The organism is Streptomyces sp. BK239, from assembly GCF_004217285.1.
Classification (GTDB): Bacteria; Actinomycetota; Actinomycetes; order Streptomycetales; family Streptomycetaceae; genus Streptomyces.
On the sequence record NZ_SHKS01000005.1, the window covers coordinates 384652 to 402191 of the forward strand.

Here is a 17540-nt window from a genome sequence, read left to right on the forward strand (position 1 = left end):
ATCGCTGCCGATCGGGGAGCATCGGCCGTATCCGCGAGGGCAGAGTCGGAGTATGGACTGGCTGAAAAAGCTCCCCGGGATCGGGCCGCTCGTCACGCGCGCGATGCTCACGCACGCGTGGCGGTCCTACGAACGGCTCGACCGGGTGAAGTGGACCCGGCTGGCCGCCGCGATGACGTTCACCAGCTTCGTCGCGCTCTTCCCGCTGCTGACCCTGGCCGCCACCATCGCCGCCGCCACACTGGGCGCCGAGCGGCAGGGCGAGCTCCAGGACAAGCTCGCCGAGCAGGTGCCCGGCATCTCCGACCAGCTGGACATCGACGGCCTGGTGCAGAACGCCGGCACGGTCGGCCTCATCGCCGCCGCCGCGCTGCTGTTCACCGGCGTCGGCTGGGCCGGCTCGACGCGCGAATGCCTGCGCGCCGTCTGGGAGCTGCCGGACGAGGAGGAGAACCCCGTCCTGCGCAAGGCCAAGGACCTCGGCATCCTCCTCGGCCTCGGCGGCGCGGTCCTCCTCACCCTCGCCGCCTCCACCGTCGCCTCCGGCATGGTCGGGTGGATCACCCGGCAGCTCGGCATCGACGAGGGCGGCTGGGGCGGCGTGCTGCTGCACGTCGTCGCGTTCCTCGTCGCCGTCCTCGCGGACTTCCTGCTGCTCCTGTACGTCCTCACCCTGCTGCCCGGCGTCGAACCGAGCCGCCACCGCCTGTTCGTGGCCGCGCTGACCGGCGCGGTCGGCTTCGAACTGCTGAAGCTGCTGCTCAGCGGCTATATGCAGGGCGTCGCCACGAAGAGCATGTACGGCGCGTTCGGCGTGCCCATCGCCCTGCTGCTGTGGATCAACTTCACCGCGAAACTCGTCCTGTTCAGCGCCTCGTGGACGGCGACGCCCGCCAAGGAGGCGGACGGGGAGCGCCAGGAGGGCGCGCACGACGACGCAAGCGCCGGCAGCGGCGGGGTCAGCGGCGGCGGCGCACCAGGTCCGGCAGCGGCCACCGGCGGTTGACCAGGTACGCGGCGCCCGCGAGGAGCACCAGCACCCCGCCGGTGATCGCCATCGCGACGCCGACGCCCCCGGCGCCCTTCCCGGTCACCGCGCCGGCCACCGGCTTCGCGGACCCGTCGCCCGAGCCGCCGGCCCCTCCGGTCGCCGCGGAGTCCTCACCGGTCCCCTTCGAGGGCTGGGCGCCGGACTGCGCGGCGCCCTTCGGCGGGACCAGCTCGCCGACCGGCCGCACCTTGCCGGCCGCCTGGAAACCCCAGTCGAACAGGGCGGCTGTCTCCTTGTAGACCTCGTTGTGGGCGCTCTTCTCCGGGTTCATGACGGTGACCAGCAGCACCCGGCCACCCCGCTCGGCGACCCCGGTGAAGGTGGCGCCCGCGTTGGTGGTGTTGCCGTTCTTGACGCCGGCGATGCCCGGGTACTGGGAGATGTCGTAGTCGCCGCGCAGCAGCCGGTTGGTGTTCTGGATCTCGAAGGTGCGACGGGTGATCTTGCCCGTCTTGTCCTTCTTCGTCTCGCCCGGGAACGCGGCCCGCACGGTCGAGCAGTACTCCCGGAAGTCCTTCTTCTGCAGACCGGAGCGGGCGATCAGCGTCAGGTCGTAGGCCGAGGACACCTGGCCCGAGGCGTCGTAGCCGTCGGGGGAGACCACATGCGTGTCGAGGGCCTGGAGCTCCTCGGCGTGCTCGTTCATGGCCGCCACCGTCGGGCCGACGCCGCCGTTCATCGCCGACAGGACGCGCACGGCGTCGTTGCCGGACTTCAGGAACACGCCCAGCCAGAGGTCGTGGACCGAGTAGGTCTCGTTCTCCTTTATCCCGACCAGGCTGGAGCCGGGGCCGAGGCCTTCCAGGTCCTTCGGGGTGACCTTGTGCCGCGCGGTCCCGGGGAAGCGCGGCAGCACGGTGTCCGCGAACAGCATCTTCAGCGTGCTCGCCGGGGCCAGCCGCCAGTGCGCGTTGTGCGCGGCGAGCACCTCGCCGGACTCGGCGTCCGCGACGATCCACGACCGTGCGGTCACGTCCTTCGGCAGCACCGGGGCGCCGCCCGCCAGGTCGACCTGCGTCCCGGCCTGCCCGAGCCGCACGCCGCCCACGGTCGACATGCCCGCCGGGGGAGTGGCCGTCGCACTCTTCGACGGCGAGGCCCCCGCCGACGGGGAGACTCCCGCTGACGGCGAAGCCCCCGTGGACGGGGAGGCGGGCGCGGACGGCGACGGGATCGGCGGGGCCGCCAGGGACACCGGCGCGGTCAGCGCGAGGGACGCGAGGGTCGCTGAGGTGACCAGCAGGGATCGCCTGACGGTCTGCATCAAGGGTGCGGGCACGACGCAGAACGTACCTGCCCGACGGGGCGAAGTCCCGCGGCCCTCCCCACCCCGGGCACGGAACCGGACACCGGGCGGCGATACTGAAGGCATGAAGCTCAGCCGCCCCGTGTCCTGGTTCCTGCTCGCCTTCGGGGTGTGGAGCTGGGTCATCTGGATCACTTTCGTCAAGAACCTCATCAAGGACGGCAGCGGGCTGGCGTTCGAGGACGGCGACCCGACGGCGTACTTCTGGGTGCATCTGCTGCTGGCCGTCGTCTCCTTCGTATTGGGGACGGTCATCGGCGTCATCGGGTTGCGCGGACTGCGCGCACTGCGTCGAACGTCATAGTCACCACCGACCACAGCAGACAGCGGGGACCAAGACACCGTGGCCATCCTTTTCGTGCTGCTCGCCCTGGCCGTCCTGGCCGTCGTCGTGACGGCCAACTGGTACGTGTGGCGGCGGCTGTTCCGGGACACCACCCGTGCTCCCGGCTGGGGCCGCCGCGGCGGCGCGGCCCTCATCGCGGGCGGCTGGGCCATGGCCGTCGGCGCTCTCGTCGCCGAGCGCACCGGCGCCCCCTTCCCGCTCCAGCAGGCCCTGGCCTGGCCGGGCTTCCTGTGGCTGGCGCTGTCCGTGTACCTGCTGCTGGGCGTCCTCGCCGGCGAGGCGGTACGCCCCCTGCTGCGCCGTCACCTGGAACGACGCGACCGCACGTCCGAGCGGACGGCCGCCGCCGCAACCCCTGCGGTCGTGACGGCGCCCGCACTCGCGCCCCCCGAGGACCCGGTCCCTCCCGCGCCGCCCGCGTCCCCTGAGCCTCCCGCGCCCTCCAGGCGTCTGTTCGTCTCCCGGGTCGTCGGCGGGGCCGCGGCGGCAGCCGCCGTCGGGACCGTCGGCTACGGCACGTACGGCGTGCTGCGGGGGCCGAGGGTGAAGCGGGTCACCGTCCCGCTGGCCAAGCTGCCGCGTGCGGCGCACGGTTACCGGATCGCCGTCGTCAGCGACATCCACCTGGGGCCGGTCCTCGGCCGGGACTTCGCCCGGAAGGTCGTCGACACGATCAACGGCGCCCAGCCGGACCTGATCGCCGTCGTCGGCGACCTGGTCGACGGCAGCGTCAAGGACCTCGGCCCGGCCGCCGCGCCGCTCGCCGGGCTGAAGGCCCGTCACGGAAGCTTCTTCGTCACCGGCAACCACGAGTACTTCTCCGGCGCCGAGCAGTGGGTGGAGGAGGTGCGCCGCCTCGGCCTGCTGCCGCTGGAGAACGCGCGCACGGAACTGCCGTGGTTCGACCTGGCCGGCGTCAACGACGTGGCGGGCGAGAGCGAGGGCCACGGCCCCGACTTCGGCAAGGCGCTCGGCGACCGGGACACCGCACGCGCGTGCGTGCTCCTCGCCCACCAGCCCGTGCAGATCCACGACGCCGTCGAGCACGGTGTCGACCTCCAGCTCTCCGGCCACACCCACGGCGGCCAGCTCTGGCCCGGCAGCATCATCGCCGCCGCCGCGAACCCCACGGTGGCGGGCCTGGAACGCTACGGCGACACCCAGCTCTACGTCTCCCGAGGCGCCGGCGCCTGGGGCCCGCCCACCCGAGTGGGCGCCCCCTCGGACATCACCCTCCTCCAACTGGCGTCCCCCGACGCCTGACCACCCGCCCCACCGGCCTCCCCAGCCGCGGACAGCCGCGGGTGACCGCGCCCCCTCGGGGAGGGAGGACCTGTGGAACCCGGCTGAGACAACCGGTCGGCAAGTACTTTCTCATCTCCGCCCGATCCCCTTCCCCCGGCCGAAACCCGTGTGGTTAGGTGAGCCCGCCGCCAAGGGGAGCGGCACTTTTCATGTGCCGGGCGTACGGCCCGGGGAGGGCAGGGCACACCCATGCGCTCGGTTCGCATGCGCATCCTGGTCACGTCGTCGGTGCTCGCGGTGGTCGCGGTGGGCGGCTGGCAGTTACTGCCCGCCCGGGGCGGCCCGGGCAAGGCGATCAGGGTCGGCACGACGGACACCGTCACCTCGCTCGACCCGGCCGGCGCCTACGACGCCGCTTCCTGGGCCCTGTTCAGCAACGTCTTCCAGTCGCTGCTGACGTACGAACCGGGCGGCACGACACCGGTCCCCGACGCGGCCGAGAGCTGCGCGTTCAGCGCCGGCGGCCTCACCACCTACCGGTGCCGCCTCCGCGACGACCTCACCTTCCCCAGCGGCCGCGAGCTGACCGCCGAGGACGTGAAGTACTCCTTCGACCGGGTGAAGAAGATCGACGCCGAGGTCGGCCCCGCGAGCCTGCTGTCCACCCTGAGGTCGGTGGACGCCCAGGGCGACACCGTCACCTTCCACCTCTCCGCCCCGGACGCCACGTTCCCGTTCAAGGTGGCCACCGGCGCCGGCTCGATCGTCGACCGCGAGCGCTACCCGGCGGACGCCCTGCGCACCGGCGACCAGGTCGACGGCACCGGACCGTACACACTCACCGGCTACACCAAGGGCAAGCGCGCCGAGCTCACCCCCAACTCCCGCTACCACGGCGCGGTCAGCACCGGACGACCCGTGCACCTGCGGTACTACGCCGACCCCGAGGCCCTCGACCAGGCGTGGAAGGCCAAGGAGGTCGACGCCGCCACCCGCCAGCTGCCGCCGAACGTCCTGGCCGCCCTGAACAGCAGCGACCCGGACCAGCGCGTCACCGAGGCGGGCAGCTCCGAGACCCGCAACCTGTACTTCAACACCCGCGCCGGCTCCCCCCTGCACCAGGCGGCCGTCCGCAAGGCGGCGGCCTGGCTGATCGACCGCGAGCAACTGGCGAACTCCGTGTACCACGGCACCGTCGACCCGCTGTTCTCACTGATCCCGACCGGCATCACCGGCCACACCACCTCCTTCTTCGACGCCTACCCGGACCAGAACCCCCAGAAGGCGCGCAAGCTGCTCCAGCAGGCCGGCGTCGGCGTCCCCGTCGCCTTCACCTACGGCTACGGGCTCGGCAGCGGCGCGGCCGAGCAGGAGGCCAGGGAGATCAAGCGGCAGCTGGAGGCCTCCGGCCTGTTCAAGGTGACCGTCAAGGGTTACGAGTGGACCGACTTCCAGGAGCGGTGGGCGACCGGCAAGCTCGACGCGTACGCCGTCGGCTGGGTCGCCGACTATCCCGACCCGGACACCTTCGCCGCCCCGCTCGTCGGCACCGGCTCCACCATGAACACGGGCTACAGCAGCAAGCCGGTCGACGGCTTCATCAAGGACAGCCGCCGCTACGCCGACCGGAGCCGTGTCCTCGACGACTTCCGCGAACTGCAGAAGTTCATCGCCGAGGACGTGCCGGTCGTCCCGCTGTGGCAGCGCAAGGCGTACGTCCTGACCAGTGCCGACGTCGGCGGCGGCCAGTATCTGGCGGACGGCGACGGCGTGTTCCGGCTGTGGAAGCTGAACTGGATCTGACTCCGGCAGCGTGCGTCCGCATGCGTCCGCCGCACACCGGGCAGTCACCCGACGCGGGTCCCGGTGGCGGAGGTGTGTGAGGAGCAGACGTGCTGAGACGCAACTCCTTCCGGCTGCCCCGGCACCCGGCGTCCGTCGGCCTCGCCCGGCGCCGGGTGCGGGACCATCTGGCCCAGTGGGGCCACGGCCCGGACGACCCCGCCCTCGGTGACGCCCTGCTGCTGGTGTCCGAGCTGGCGACCAACGTCGTACGCCACGGGCTGCTGCGGGAGCGGGAGTTCGAGGTGGCCGTGACGGCCCTCGCCGACGGCTCCTGCCTCATCGAGGTCTCGGACGAGGGCCGTCACGAGCCGCGCCCCCGCACGGTCTCCGAGTGGGACGAGCACGGCCGCGGGCTGCGCCTGGTGGAGCACGTCGCGGCGGCCTGGGGGGTGTGGGGCCGGGGCCGGCACGGCAAGACGGTGTGGGCGCTGGTGCTCACCGCCGACGAGGCCTGACGGAGAGCCCGCGACGCCGGCGGGCCCGCGCCGCCTACGACTCGTCCCGCTTCTTCGCCGGGTCCGGCAGGGCCCTCGTCATCCCCGGCAGGAAGTCCGTGAACAGCTCGTGCACCTCGTGGACGAGCGGCCGCAGCACCCGGAACCGGGACAGCGTCACCCCGCGCGCGGTGAGGCGCGCGCCCCGCTCCACGAGCCGGTAGCTGCGCTCACGCCCCTCCGTACGGTCGAAGATCCAGTACAGGACGAGCCCCATCTGGGAGAGCCACATCAACTCGGGCAGCACCTCCCGCAGTTCCTCCGGCACCTTCGCCTTGGACCCGGCGAGCACCTGCCGGTGGACGGAGATCGCTTCCAGGCGCGCGTGCTCGGACTCCGGGGAGAAGGGGCTGAGCGGGCTGTCCGGGTCGGCGGCGTTCTTGAAGAACTGCACGGCGAACTCGTGGTACGGCGTGGCCACGTCCAGCCAGACCCGCAGCACGCCCGCGAGCCGCGCCTCCAGGCTCGTCTCCCGGGCCAGCACGTCCTGGATCGCCACCCGGTGCTCGGCGGCGAGCCGGTCGTAGAAGCCCTGGATCAGGTGCTCCTTGCCCGCGAAGTAGTAGTAGGCGTTCCCCACGGAGACACCGGCCTCCTGGGCGATGGCCCGCATCGTCGTCTTGTCGTAGCCGCGCTCCTGGAACAGCCGCATCGCGGTCTCCAGGATCAGCGCGCGGGTCTGCTCGGACTTGGACCGTGCGGCGCCCTCGGCCCCCTCCGCCCCCTCGGCGGACTCGGAGGGCTCGGCGGGCTCGGACGGGGCGGCGCCCTCAGCGGGGCCTTCGTTCTTCGCGGACACGGAAGGAAAGCCTAGTCAGTGGCGCACGCGCCGTCGGCACAGGAGGGCGGGGTGTAGGACCAGCCGTCGCGGGGGTCGAAGGACCAGCCGTCGGCCGAGTAGTACACGCCACCGCCCCAGCCGGTGTCCGTCCGCCGGGCCCCACGCCACTTGGCGGCGGCCAGGACCGCGCCCTTGGCGAGCTTCGCCCCGGCGGGGGTGCTCAGGCGGTGGGCGAGCGGACGGTGCTCGCGCAGCGCCCACAGGGTGACGATCCAGGCGGCGGAACCCCGGTAGACCTGGCCGCCGTCGCCCACGACGGTGATCTCCTCCAGGGTGGCCCGGTGGTCGAGCCAGGGGAAGCGGGCGCCGGCCTCCGCGGAGGCGGCCGGGACCAGGTCCAGCGGGACCAGTTGCGGCTGCCGGGCCAGCCAGTCGCGCACGAAGGAGCACAGGGCGCAGTGGGCGTCGTAGAGCACGGTGAGCCGGCGGACCGGGACGCGGGCGGCGTCCCGGTCGTCGGCGGCGCGGTGGGCCGTCACCGCGCTCACGCCCCGGCCGAGGGGGCCCAGCCCTGCGGGGCGACCGGCGGGACCTGCTCGCGCTCCATGACCCCGCGCCGCCGGATCCGGTTGAGCACGTACACGTTGCCCAGGTGCATGACGCCGAGCACCAGCAGCACCACGCCGAGCTTGGTCGACAGGGCCTCGAAGATGCCGCGGGTGTCCTCGATGGTCTCGTCCCCGCTCAGGTACAGGGCGACGAAGCCGAGGTTGACGAGGTAGAAGCCGACCACCAGGAGGTGGTTGACGGCGTCGGCGAGCTTCTCGTTCCCGTGCAGCACGTCGGCGAGGAAGATCCGTCCGTTGCGGCTGAGGGTCCGGGCCACCCAGATGGTCAGACCGATGCTGACCACCAGGTAGATGACGTACGCGATGACTGTGCGATCCATGTTCCCCACCTTTTCTGAACGCGTTCAAAACGCTGTCGCGAGGTGACTGTAGACCTCTTTCTGAACACGTTCAACCGCAGGGCGGGTGATGCCGGGCGCGCCGCCGCGCGAACGGGCGGACGCGCCGCCCCGGAGCTCAGGCCCGGCCCAGCTCGGGGCGCTTGGAGTAGTCCGTGAAGCCCAGGACGTTGCCCCATGGATCGGCGATCTCGACGGTCCAGCCGGTGGCCGCGGAGGCCGGCCCCTCCAGCGGGGTGATGCCGGCGGACGCCAGCCGCAGGGCGGCCGCGCGGGCGTCCGGCACCTCCAGCCACAGGCGCGGGCAGGCCCACGGCGGCGGGCGGTGCCCCAGGGCGTCCTCCTGGCGCAGCAGGACGCCGGGCGTCTCGCCGCCGACCCTCAGCAGGGCGATGCCGGCCTCGTCGAACCGGTACGTCACCGCGAACCCTGCCCGCTCGTAGAAGTCCACGGCCTCGCCGAGATCCCCTACGGGCAGCAGTACGTTGTCGAACCCGAGCAGCTCGTACGACTCATCATCTGACATACCGTCACCATAGGGTCGCAGTGGTCACGAACCGGTCATTGCCCGAGGGTGCTCCGGGCCCGGCTTCTCACCGTCGCCCTCTCTGCTGCAAGATGACCTGCACTCACCTGTTGCGCCGTACATCCGATCATCTGGTCCCGGGAGACATCACCTTGTCCGAACAGCCGCAGTACCCCCAGCAGCCGCCCCAGCAGCCCGGGTACGGCTATCCGCAGGGCGGCGGCCCCTACGGGTACCCGCAGCAGGGCCAGCAGCCGCCCGGCTACCCCCCGCCCGGCGGACACCCCGGCGCGGGCGGCTACCCGCCCCCCGGAGGCGGCTACCCCGGCGACCCCAACGCCCCCTACGGCTACGACCCCTACGGGCGGCCCTACTCCGACAAGTCGAAGATCGTCGCCGGCATCCTCCAGCTGTTCCTGGGCAGCTTCGGCGTCGGCCGGTTCTACATCGGCCACGTCGGCCTCGGCCTCGCCCAGCTGTTCACCTGCGGCGGGCTCGGCATCTGGGCGCTGGTCGACGGCATCATCCTGCTGACCAGCAACGACAAGACAGACTCCGACGGCCGGATCCTGCGTGGCTGACCCAGTGCCGCGGCAGACGACGTCCGCCCCGTCGCGAACGTCGCCTGCCGCGGCGCGGGCGGGCCGGGCGCGCGGCTCCCTCCTGCGGCACCCGGCGGCGGCGCCCCTCGCGGTGCTCGCCGCCGGGGCGGCCGGTTCCGCCTATCTGTACGTCACCGACCCGCACGAAGGCGGGCACCTGCTGCCCCGGTGCCCCTTCCGGTTCGTCACCGGGCTGCTCTGCCCGGCCTGCGGCGGCACCCGCATGGTCTACGACCTGATGCACGGCGACCTCGCCCGGGCCTGGCTGGACAACCGGGCCCTGCTGCTCGCCTCGCCGTTCGCCCTCGCGCTGCTGGGGCGGTGGATGTGGGAAGGCCTGCACGGCCGGCGCCGGCAGCTCCGGCTCGGCCGCCCCGCCCAGGCCGTCGTGCTCGGCCTGGCCGTGACCTGGACCGTCGTACGCAACGCTTTCTGACCGGTTCAGCTCGCGCGTGGCCGATTTTGATCACGGAACAGGAACGATCGGCCCTCGCCCCTCCCTTCGGCCTCACAGGCATCTCTAGGCTCAGGTTTCACAGGGGGGCGTTCTCGCATGTCTTGCGCGGCCGACGCGACCGCACGTCGCGTCGCATTCCTCCTGGCGTCCCCGTTCACAGTGAATCCAGGAGCAGCTTCTCCATGACCGTCCCCACCCCTGACGCCCCCTACGGTGTCGACCCGCTGGGCCGTCCGTACTCCGACAAGTCGAAGATCGTCGCGGGCATCCTCCAGATCTTCCTGGGCGGTTTCGGCGTCGGCCGCTTCTACGTCGGCTCCGTCGGCGTGGGCGTCGCCCAGCTCCTCACGTGCGGTGGCCTCGGCCTCTGGTCGCTGATCGACGGCATCCTGTTCCTCACCAGCAACGACCGCACCGACAAGCAGGGTCGCGTCCTGCGCGGCTGAGCCCCGCCGCCGTACACGCCGACGGCCCCGCTCCGTTCCGGGAGCGGGGCCGTCGGCGTTGCCAGGGGCGGGGAGCCTCAGAAGCGGCGCGTGATCAGCGCCCGCTTCACCTCCTGGATCGCCTTGGTGACCTCGATGCCACGCGGGCAGGCGTCCGTGCAGTTGAAGGTCGTGCGGCAACGCCACACGCCGTCACGGTCGTTGAGGATCTCCAGGCGCTGCTCGCCGGCCTCGTCACGCGAGTCGAAGATGAACCGGTGCGCGTTGACGATGGCCGCCGGGCCGAAGTACTGCCCGTCGTTCCAGAACACCGGGCACGACGACGTGCAGGCCGCGCAGAGGATGCACTTCGTCGTGTCGTCGAAGCGCTCGCGGTCCTCCGCCGTCTGAAGGCGTTCGCGCGTCGGCTCGTTGGTGTCCTTCGTGATGAGGAAGGGCATCACGTCGCGGTACGCCTGGAAGAACGGCTCCATGTCGACCACGAGGTCCTTCAGGACCGTCAGGCCCTTGATGGGCTCGACCGTGATCGGCTTCTCCGGGTTGATGTCCTTGATCAGCGTCTTGCACGCCAGACGGTTCTTGCCGTTGATCCGCATCGCGTCCGAGCCGCAGATGCCGTGGGCGCAGGAGCGGCGGAAGGTCAGCGTGCCGTCGACGTCCCACTTGATCTTGTGCAGACCGTCGAGGACGCGTTCCTTGGGGTCGATCTCCAGCTGGAAGTCTTCCCAGGTCGCCTCCGCCGAGACCTCCGGGTTGAACCGGCGGACCCGGAAGGTGACGGTGATGTACGGGGAGGCCGCGGACGCCGAATCGGGGGTCTCGGCCTTGTCCAGAACGGGAGTTGCCATCAGTACTTACGCTCCATCGGCTGGTAGCGGGTCTGGACGACCGGCTTGTAGTCGAGGCGGACGGTCTCGGTGCCGTCGTCGCCGACCTCGCGGTACGCCATGGTGTGACGCATGAAGTTGACGTCGTCGCGGTTGGGGTAGTCCTCGCGGTAGTGACCGCCGCGGGACTCCTTGCGGGCCAGCGCCGACACCGCCATGACCTCGGCCAGGTCCAGCAGGTTGCCCAGCTCGACGGCCTCCAGCAGGTCCGTGTTGAACCGCTTGCCCTTGTCCTGGATCGCCACGTTCCGGTAGCGCTCGCGCAGCTCGCCGATCTTCTCGACGGCCGTCTTGATCGTCTGCTCGGTGCGGAACACCATGACGTTGGCGTCCATGGTCTCCTGGAGCTCGCGGCGCAGCTCCGCCACCCGCTCGGTGCCGGTCGAGTTGCGCAGCCGCTCGATCTGCTCGACGACCAGGGACTCCGGGTTCTCCGGCAGCTCGACGAACTCCGCCTTCTGGGAGTACTCCGCGGCGGCGATGCCGGCGCGGCGCCCGAAGACGTTGATGTCCAGCAGCGAGTTGGTGCCCAGACGGTTGGCGCCGTGCACGGACACGCAGGCGACCTCGCCGGCGGCGTACAGGCCGGGCACGACGGTGGTGTTGTCCGCCAGCACCTCGCCCTCGACGTTCGTCGGGATGCCGCCCATCGCGTAGTGCGCGGTCGGCTGGATCGGGATCGGGTCGGTGTACGGCTCGATGCCCAGGTAGGTCCGCGCGAACTCGGTGATGTCCGGCAGCTTGGCGTCCAGCTGCTCCGGCGGGAGGTGCGTGAGGTCGAGGTAGACGTGGTCGCCCTCGGGACCGCAGCCGCGGCCCTCGCGGATCTCGGTGTAGATCGAGCGGGAGACGACGTCACGGGACGCGAGGTCCTTCATGACCGGCGCGTACTTCTCCATGAAGCGCTCGCCGTCCTTGTTGCGCAGGATGCCGCCCTCACCGCGGGCGCCCTCCGTCAGCAGGATGCCCATGCGCCAGATGCCGGTCGGGTGGAACTGGAAGAACTCCATGTCCTCCAGCGGCAGCCCGCGCCGGTACACGGCCGCCTGACCGTCGCCGGTCAGGGTGTGCGCGTTCGACGTCACCTTGAAGAACTTGCCGGTGCCGCCGGAGGCGTAGATCACGGCCTTCGCCTGGAAGACGTGGATCTCGCCGGTCGCCAGCTCGTACGCCACGACACCGGCCGACTTCTTGACGCCGTCGACCTCGGTGATCAGCTGGTCCAGGACGTAGAACTCGTTGAAGAACTCCACGCCCTCCTTGACGCAGTTCTGGTACAGCGTCTGGAGGATCATGTGACCGGTGCGGTCGGCCGCGTAGCAGGAGCGGCGGACCGGGGCCTCGCCGTGGTTGCGGCTGTGGCCGCCGAAGCGGCGCTGGTCGATGGTGCCGTTCGGGGTCCGGTTGAACGGCAGGCCCATCTTCTCCAGGTCGAGGACGGAGTCGATGGCCTCCTTCGCCAGGATCTCGGCGGCGTCCTGGTCGACCAGGTAGTCACCGCCCTTGACCGTGTCGAAGGTGTGCCACTCCCAGTTGTCCTCCTCCACGTTGGCCAGCGCGGCGGCCATGCCGCCCTGCGCGGCGCCCGTGTGGGAGCGGGTGGGGTAGAGCTTCGTCAGGACCGCGGTGCGGCTGCGCTTCGTCGACTCGATGGCCGCGCGCATGCCCGCGCCGCCGGCGCCGACGATGACGGTGTCGTACTTGTGGATCTTCATGATTCTCGCAGCCCCGTGCCTAGCGGATGTTCGGGTCGAAGGTGAAGATCACCAGCGTGCCCAGCAGGATGGTGAACACCGTGGCGGTGTAGAGCAGGCCCTTGAGCCACAGCCGGGTGTTCGCGCGCTCCGCGTAGTCGTTGATGACCGTGCGCAGACCGTTCGCCCCGTGCAGCATGGCCAGCCACAGCATCAGCAGGTCCCAGACCTGCCAGAACGGGGACGCCCAGCGGCCGGCCACGAAGGCGAAGCCGATCTTCGAGACGCCGCCGTCCAGCACCAGCTGGATGAGCAGGTGGCCGATGACCAGCACGACGAGCACCACGCCGGACAGGCGCATGAACAGCCATGCGGCCATCTCGAAGTTGCCCCGGGTCGACTTCGGGGACTTCTTGGTGCGCTTGCGCGGGGCCTCGATCAGCGGGGCCGGGTTGTCGACGCTGTAGCCGGAACCGCCCTCGACGGGGCCGATACCGGAAGCGGTGGTTTCAGTGGTCGCCATCTGTCTCAGCTCCCGAGGACTTCACGAGCGGCGTGGCCGAGGACGGGGTAGATCGCCCCGAGCATCAGCACGACCCAGATGCCCACGACGGTCCAGAGCATCTGCTTCTGGTAGCGCGGGCCCTTCGACCAGAAGTCGACGGCGATGACACGCAGGCCGTTCAGCGCGTGGAAGAGGATGGCGGCGACGAGGCCGTACTCCAGCACGGCCACGATCGGCGTCTTGTACGTGGCTACGACCTTGTCGTAGTCCTCGGGGGAGACACGCACGAGTGCGGTGTCCAGCACGTGTACGAACAGGAAGAAGAAGATGAGGACGCCGGTGACTCGATGAGCCACCCAGGACCACATTCCTTCCCGGCCGCGGTACAGCGTTCCAGCCGGCACGGAAGAACCCTCCGGGAGCGGGGACTGGGGCCTGCCGGCTTCGGCGTCGGACGGGCCCGGCCGGGTACGGTCCACCGGCCCCCAGCATCGTAGCGACGTGCTGTCGCCGGGCTTACGGGGGGCCTACCGGTGTGATCAAAGTGGCACGCGTTCGGGTGAACCGTCGACGGCGGCGGGGGTGGTTTGTTCGGTTATCCGCCGACTGCGGGGGTGTTCCGGCTGGTTACGCGCACGCGGCGGTAGCCGCACATCGATCACAGCCCCGCGCCCCTCAGGTGGGTCATCAACCGCCTTCTCGCCAGGCGGCGGAGTTCCTCGGCCGCCACCTCCCGCTCCGTCTCCGGATCGTTCGTCAATCGTGACCGGAATGCTTCGAGGGTGCGGTCCAGGGATTCCTCGGGCGGTGTGTCGCCGAGGTAGAGGACGAAGGCGTGGCCGAAGCGGGACTCGTAGGCGGCGTGGGCCGCGCTGAGGGCCGTGTGGGCGGCTCCGTAGGCGTCGGCCGGGAGGGCGGGGAGGGCCTCCGCGGCCAGGGCTTCCGCCAGGTCGGCCGGGGTCAGGTCGTACGCCGCCTCGTCGGACGCGGCCAGCAGGGCGTCCGACGTGGGGTAGGGGCGGTGGTCCGCGACGCTGCGGGCCCAGCGGGGGCTGTGCAGGCAGGTCAGGAGGGTGCGGCTGGCCTCGTCGTCCGGTGCGCCGTTGAACCTGTCCAGGGCGGGCGAGGGCATACGGGTCTGCTCGGGGAGCGCCGGTATGGCGACGCCGCCCGGGAGGCGGGAGATACGGTGCGCAGACAGCGTGGGTCCTCGCGTCACATGTGAGGTGTCAGGGGATCTTGTGAATGGTGTGACCACGTTATCGAGAGTGGTCATGACCTGTCCGAGAGATGCCCGAATTTCACCCGCACGGGAGAGTTTCGGAATCGGGAGTAGACCCCTTCGGCGCGCTTGACTCGCGCTCGGGTCGTAGGTTGGCGGAGTGAGCAGGCACAGGCACCGGCGCAGGGCGCCGGAGAAGAACCCGCAGAAAGTGACGCGGCGGGCCCTGCTGGCCGGCGGTCTCGTCGTCGTCCTGGGAGCCGGGGTGGGCGTGTGGGCCTCCGGCGACGGGGACGGCGGAGCACCGGCCGGAGCGGCGGCGCGGCAGACCGGCGGCGGCGGTCCGGCCCCGGGCGGCGGCAAGGCGGCCGGCGGCAGGTCGGCGGGCGGCCCCGCGGCGGCCGCGAGCCCGTCGCCCAGCCGCTCGTACCCGCTCTCGCAGCCGCCGCGGACCATACCCGCGGTCCGCTCGCACACCGCCGAGCGCGGCCCCGGCTGGCGTCCGGCCGCGGGACACCGGGTGGTGGTGGGCGACGCGGGCCTCGCCGACGAGGGGAAGCTGATAGCCGGCGAGCTGAAGATGACGTACGCGGGCGTACGGGGCGACACCCGCGCGGGGGACCTGCGGCTGACGCGGAACAAGGGCGCGGGCGCGAACCCGGAGTCGTACACCATGACCGTGCGGGGCGGGCAGGTGACCGTCAGCGGGCCGTCCGACGCCGGGGTGTTCTACGGGACGCGCACGCTGAAGCAGGAGGTGCACGGCGGCGGCACGGCCCCCGAGGGCGTCGTCCGCGACGAGCCGGCCAAGCCGCGGCGCGGGTTCATGCTCGACATCGCCCGCAAGAACTTCACGCCGGACTGGATCGAGGACCGGGTACGCGAGCTGGGCGACCTGAAGTACAACGAGATCGGGCTGCACTTCTCCGACGACCAGGCCTTCCGGATCCAGTCCGACACCCACCCCGAGATCGTCTCCGCCAAGCACCTCACCAAGGCGCAGGTCAAGCGGATCGTCGACCTCGCGGCGAGCCGGCACATCACCGTCGTCCCCGAGATCGACTCGCCCGGCCATCTGGGCGCGGTCCTGGCCGCCCACCCCGAGCTGCAACTGCGCAACGTGCGGGGCACGGCCACCCGCGGGGCGATCGACATCTCCAAGCCCGCCTCCGCCGCCCTCCTGGACGACCTGCTGAACGAGTTCGCGGGGCTGTTCCCGGGAGCGCAGTGGCACCTCGGCGGCGACGAGTACCAGGCGCTGACCGTCTCCGACCCCGAGGCCTCCTACCCGCAGCTCGCCGCCGCCGCCCGCAAGGCCTACGGCCCCGGCGCGGGGGTCGCCGACCTCGCCACCGGCTGGCTGAACGCCCGCGCCGACACCGTCCGCGCCCACGACCGGACCATGCGGGTGTGGAACGACGGCTTCTTCCGGCAGACGACGGTGAAGGCCGCCGGCGACCTGGAGGCCGCCTACTGGACCGGCAAGGAGATCGGCGCCCGGCAGCCGCTCGCCTACCTGAGCGCCGGCCGCAAGGTGATCAACTACAACGACGAGTACCTGTACTACGTCCTCGGCGAGCCCCAGACCTTCGTCTACCCCACGGGGCAGCGGATCTACGAGCAGTGGACCCCGCGGGTGCTGCGCGGCAGCACGGCGGTGCCCGCGAAGTACGACGGCCAGATACTCGGCGGGACCTTCGCCGTCTGGTGCGACCTCGCGAACTCCCAGACGCAGGACCAGGTCGCGGCCGGCGTCCGGATGCCGCTGCGGGCGACCGTCCAGAAGCTGTGGGACCCGGGCGCGCCGAAGCTGCCCTGGACCCAGTTCAAGGCGCTGGCCGACCGGCTGGGCTGACGGGTCCTCAGACGGATCGGCGCGGGGTGATCGTGGCTGAATCCTTGCGTTGATCCGTTTTGCCGTGCACCCTTTGACCTCCCTGACTGTCGCACGCAGTGAGGGGAACTGCGGGCTCCGTAAGGATGAGCCCGGGGGAGGGAGGCGTGCATGAGCGTGGTGGACCTCATCGCCACGGCGGACGATCGCGGCCTGGCGGCGAGCGGACTGGCTTGTTTGGATCGGTGCGTGCCGCTGCTGGGCGGCGACGACGAGATCCTGCGCCCGCTGTGGGCGAACCTCACCGACGACTCCGACCCGGCGGGCTGGGGCGCGCTGGTCGAGCAGGCGCGGGCGAAACTGGACGCCGGCTCCGACGCGGACGCCGGCGACGAGTCCGTGCGGCTGGCGCGGCGCATGCTCGACACGGCTCCCGCCGGGCGCTCCGCCGCCGAGCTGCGGGAGTGGGCCGAGGCCTGCTCGGTCGCCTCCCTCGGCGTCCACCGGCTCCTCGACCCGGCCGACGACCCGGCCCCGCTCGACGCGCGCCGCGCCGGCGACACCGTGGGCATGCCCCCGCTCGCCGCCGCCGAGCTGCGCCGCCAGCTCACCGTCCTGGAGGTCCTCGCCGCACACGGCGCGGGCGGCCTGCGGCAGGCCCTGGGCCTCACCACGGAGGGCCGCCGCGTCCTGCGCGCCGCCGTCTCCCGCCGGGCCCGCGCCGCGGGCTGAGGTCTCCCGAGGCACGCGCGGCCTATGGGCGTCGTGTGGGCGTGCTGCGGGGGAGGCGGGGTGGTCCTGCACCGGTCCGGGAAAACACCCGCGTCCGGGCGCTCGACCCGGTGACGAACGCGGCCCCTTCCGCACATGATCGCTGGTATGACCAGCGCGACGACAGCCTTCCCGCAGACCCCGCAAGCCCCCGAGGGACGCCCCCACGCCGCCGCGAAACCCGTGCGGTGGGCGTCCGACGCCGTGGCCACCCTGCGCGAGGGCGCGCGGCTGCGGCTCGACTACTCGGCGCGGAGCCTGTGGCGCGTCGACCGGCTCATCGAGGACCTGCGGCGCGAGGGCACGCCGTACGCCGCCGTGGACGGCGTGCTGCGCGGCCTCGGCTCGTACGCGGGCGAGGTGCTCGCCCGTGAGACCGGCGGGGAGTGGTGGGCGACGGGCGGCGACCACTGGGTCCGCACGCCCGACGGCCGCCTCTGGGACCCGATCGACGAGGCCCACCGCTGCTTCGCCGGCCACGGCTCGCTGCGCCTGCTGTGCCGGGACGCGGCCACCGGCGGCCCCGCCTCGACGAGGTGACGTCACCTGGGGGCTGCCCTT

The 17540-nt window shown here is 71.7% G+C and carries 21 protein-coding genes; 11 read left to right on the top strand and 10 right to left on the bottom strand.

Annotated features, from left to right (window positions below; translation table 11 throughout):
• Positions 1-52: 52 nt before the first annotated feature.
• Positions 53-1006 carry a YihY/virulence factor BrkB family protein gene (locus EV567_RS27870; protein WP_165430411.1) on the top strand — a complete coding sequence of 318 codons (954 nt, stop codon included), beginning with the start codon at positions 53-55 and terminating at the stop codon, positions 1004-1006.
• On the opposite strand, the gene EV567_RS27875 is transcribed toward EV567_RS27870, so the two are convergent.
• On the bottom strand, positions 960-2330 hold the full coding sequence (locus EV567_RS27875; protein ID WP_242620878.1) for a D-alanyl-D-alanine carboxypeptidase family protein: 1371 nt from the start codon (positions 2328-2330) through the stop codon (positions 960-962). The two genes, EV567_RS27870 and EV567_RS27875, sit on opposite strands and share 47 nt — an antisense overlap.
• A gap of 91 nt (positions 2331-2421) precedes the next feature.
• Here EV567_RS27875 and EV567_RS28235 point away from each other — a divergent pair, with 91 nt between their 5' ends.
• From EV567_RS28235 to EV567_RS18200, 4 genes are all read left to right on the top strand, one after another.
• Positions 2422-2661 carry an SCO4848 family membrane protein gene (locus EV567_RS28235; protein ID WP_130441271.1) on the top strand — a complete coding sequence of 80 codons (240 nt, stop codon included), beginning with the start codon at positions 2422-2424 and terminating at the stop codon, positions 2659-2661.
• 39 nt (positions 2662-2700) lie between these two features.
• Positions 2701-3966 (top strand): metallophosphoesterase, encoded by a 1266-nt coding sequence (locus tag EV567_RS18190; RefSeq protein WP_130441273.1) that lies wholly within the window; start codon positions 2701-2703, stop codon positions 3964-3966.
• Between the two features lie 231 nt (positions 3967-4197).
• Positions 4198-5751: an ABC transporter substrate-binding protein gene (locus tag EV567_RS18195; RefSeq protein ID WP_130441275.1), complete on the top strand. Its 1554-nt coding sequence runs from the start codon at positions 4198-4200 to the stop codon at positions 5749-5751.
• A gap of 89 nt (positions 5752-5840) precedes the next feature.
• Positions 5841-6248 carry an ATP-binding protein gene (locus EV567_RS18200; protein WP_130441277.1) on the top strand — a complete coding sequence of 136 codons (408 nt, stop codon included), beginning with the start codon at positions 5841-5843 and terminating at the stop codon, positions 6246-6248.
• Positions 6249-6282: 34 nt separating this feature from the next.
• Here the strand turns inward: EV567_RS18200 and EV567_RS18205 are convergent, their stop codons facing one another.
• The 4 genes from EV567_RS18205 to EV567_RS18220 all read right to left on the bottom strand — a co-directional run bounded on the left by EV567_RS18205 (position 6283) and on the right by EV567_RS18220 (position 8561).
• Positions 6283-7086 (bottom strand): TetR/AcrR family transcriptional regulator, encoded by an 804-nt coding sequence (locus EV567_RS18205; protein WP_130441279.1) that lies wholly within the window; start codon positions 7084-7086, stop codon positions 6283-6285.
• A gap of 11 nt (positions 7087-7097) precedes the next feature.
• Positions 7098-7616, bottom strand: a complete 519-nt coding sequence (locus EV567_RS18210; RefSeq protein WP_242620880.1) for a thiol-disulfide oxidoreductase DCC family protein — start codon at positions 7614-7616, stop codon at positions 7098-7100.
• Entirely contained in the window at positions 7613-8017 is a 405-nt protein-coding gene (locus EV567_RS18215; RefSeq protein ID WP_130441281.1) for a hypothetical protein, read from the bottom strand. Before EV567_RS18215 ends, EV567_RS18210 begins: the two co-directional genes overlap by 4 nt.
• A gap of 136 nt (positions 8018-8153) precedes the next feature.
• Positions 8154-8561 (bottom strand): VOC family protein, encoded by a 408-nt coding sequence (locus EV567_RS18220; RefSeq protein WP_130441283.1) that lies wholly within the window; start codon positions 8559-8561, stop codon positions 8154-8156.
• Between the two features lie 152 nt (positions 8562-8713).
• Here EV567_RS18220 and EV567_RS18225 point away from each other — a divergent pair, with 152 nt between their 5' ends.
• The 3 genes from EV567_RS18225 to EV567_RS18235 all read left to right on the top strand — a co-directional run bounded on the left by EV567_RS18225 (position 8714) and on the right by EV567_RS18235 (position 10066).
• A complete protein-coding gene (locus EV567_RS18225) occupies positions 8714-9142 on the top strand; it encodes a TM2 domain-containing protein (protein ID WP_130441285.1) in 429 nt (142 codons plus the stop codon).
• A gap of 82 nt (positions 9143-9224) precedes the next feature.
• Positions 9225-9599, top strand: a complete 375-nt coding sequence (locus tag EV567_RS18230; protein ID WP_207228808.1) for a DUF2752 domain-containing protein — start codon at positions 9225-9227, stop codon at positions 9597-9599.
• Positions 9600-9802: 203 nt separating this feature from the next.
• Positions 9803-10066 (top strand): TM2 domain-containing protein, encoded by a 264-nt coding sequence (locus EV567_RS18235; RefSeq protein ID WP_130441287.1) that lies wholly within the window; start codon positions 9803-9805, stop codon positions 10064-10066.
• Positions 10067-10143: 77 nt separating this feature from the next.
• Here EV567_RS18235 and EV567_RS18240 read toward each other — a convergent pair whose 3' ends face one another.
• The 5 genes from EV567_RS18240 to EV567_RS18260 form a co-directional block, all read right to left on the bottom strand.
• On the bottom strand, positions 10144-10914 hold the full coding sequence (locus EV567_RS18240) for a succinate dehydrogenase iron-sulfur subunit (protein WP_130441289.1): 771 nt from the start codon (positions 10912-10914) through the stop codon (positions 10144-10146).
• Positions 10914-12668: a succinate dehydrogenase flavoprotein subunit gene (sdhA, locus tag EV567_RS18245; RefSeq protein ID WP_130441291.1), complete on the bottom strand. Its 1755-nt coding sequence runs from the start codon at positions 12666-12668 to the stop codon at positions 10914-10916. Before sdhA ends, EV567_RS18240 begins: the two co-directional genes overlap by 1 nt.
• A 19-nt stretch (positions 12669-12687) precedes the next feature.
• Positions 12688-13170 carry a succinate dehydrogenase hydrophobic membrane anchor subunit gene (locus EV567_RS18250; protein WP_130441293.1) on the bottom strand — a complete coding sequence of 161 codons (483 nt, stop codon included), beginning with the start codon at positions 13168-13170 and terminating at the stop codon, positions 12688-12690.
• A gap of 5 nt (positions 13171-13175) precedes the next feature.
• A complete protein-coding gene (gene sdhC, locus EV567_RS18255) occupies positions 13176-13556 on the bottom strand; it encodes a succinate dehydrogenase, cytochrome b556 subunit (protein ID WP_130441295.1) in 381 nt (126 codons plus the stop codon).
• 254 nt (positions 13557-13810) lie between these two features.
• Positions 13811-14371, bottom strand: a complete 561-nt coding sequence (locus tag EV567_RS18260) for a 2-oxo-4-hydroxy-4-carboxy-5-ureidoimidazoline decarboxylase (protein WP_130441298.1) — start codon at positions 14369-14371, stop codon at positions 13811-13813.
• Positions 14372-14585: 214 nt separating this feature from the next.
• Between EV567_RS18260 and EV567_RS18265 the strand changes: the two genes are divergently transcribed.
• The 3 genes from EV567_RS18265 to EV567_RS18275 all read left to right on the top strand — a co-directional run bounded on the left by EV567_RS18265 (position 14586) and on the right by EV567_RS18275 (position 17519).
• A complete protein-coding gene (locus EV567_RS18265) occupies positions 14586-16229 on the top strand; it encodes a beta-N-acetylhexosaminidase (RefSeq protein ID WP_407071603.1) in 1644 nt (547 codons plus the stop codon).
• A 150-nt stretch (positions 16230-16379) separates the two neighbouring features.
• On the top strand, positions 16380-16940 hold the full coding sequence (locus EV567_RS18270; RefSeq protein ID WP_130441300.1) for a hypothetical protein: 561 nt from the start codon (positions 16380-16382) through the stop codon (positions 16938-16940).
• A gap of 147 nt (positions 16941-17087) precedes the next feature.
• Positions 17088-17519 carry a hypothetical protein gene (locus EV567_RS18275; protein ID WP_130441302.1) on the top strand — a complete coding sequence of 144 codons (432 nt, stop codon included), beginning with the start codon at positions 17088-17090 and terminating at the stop codon, positions 17517-17519.
• Positions 17520-17540: the final 21 nt, after the last annotated feature.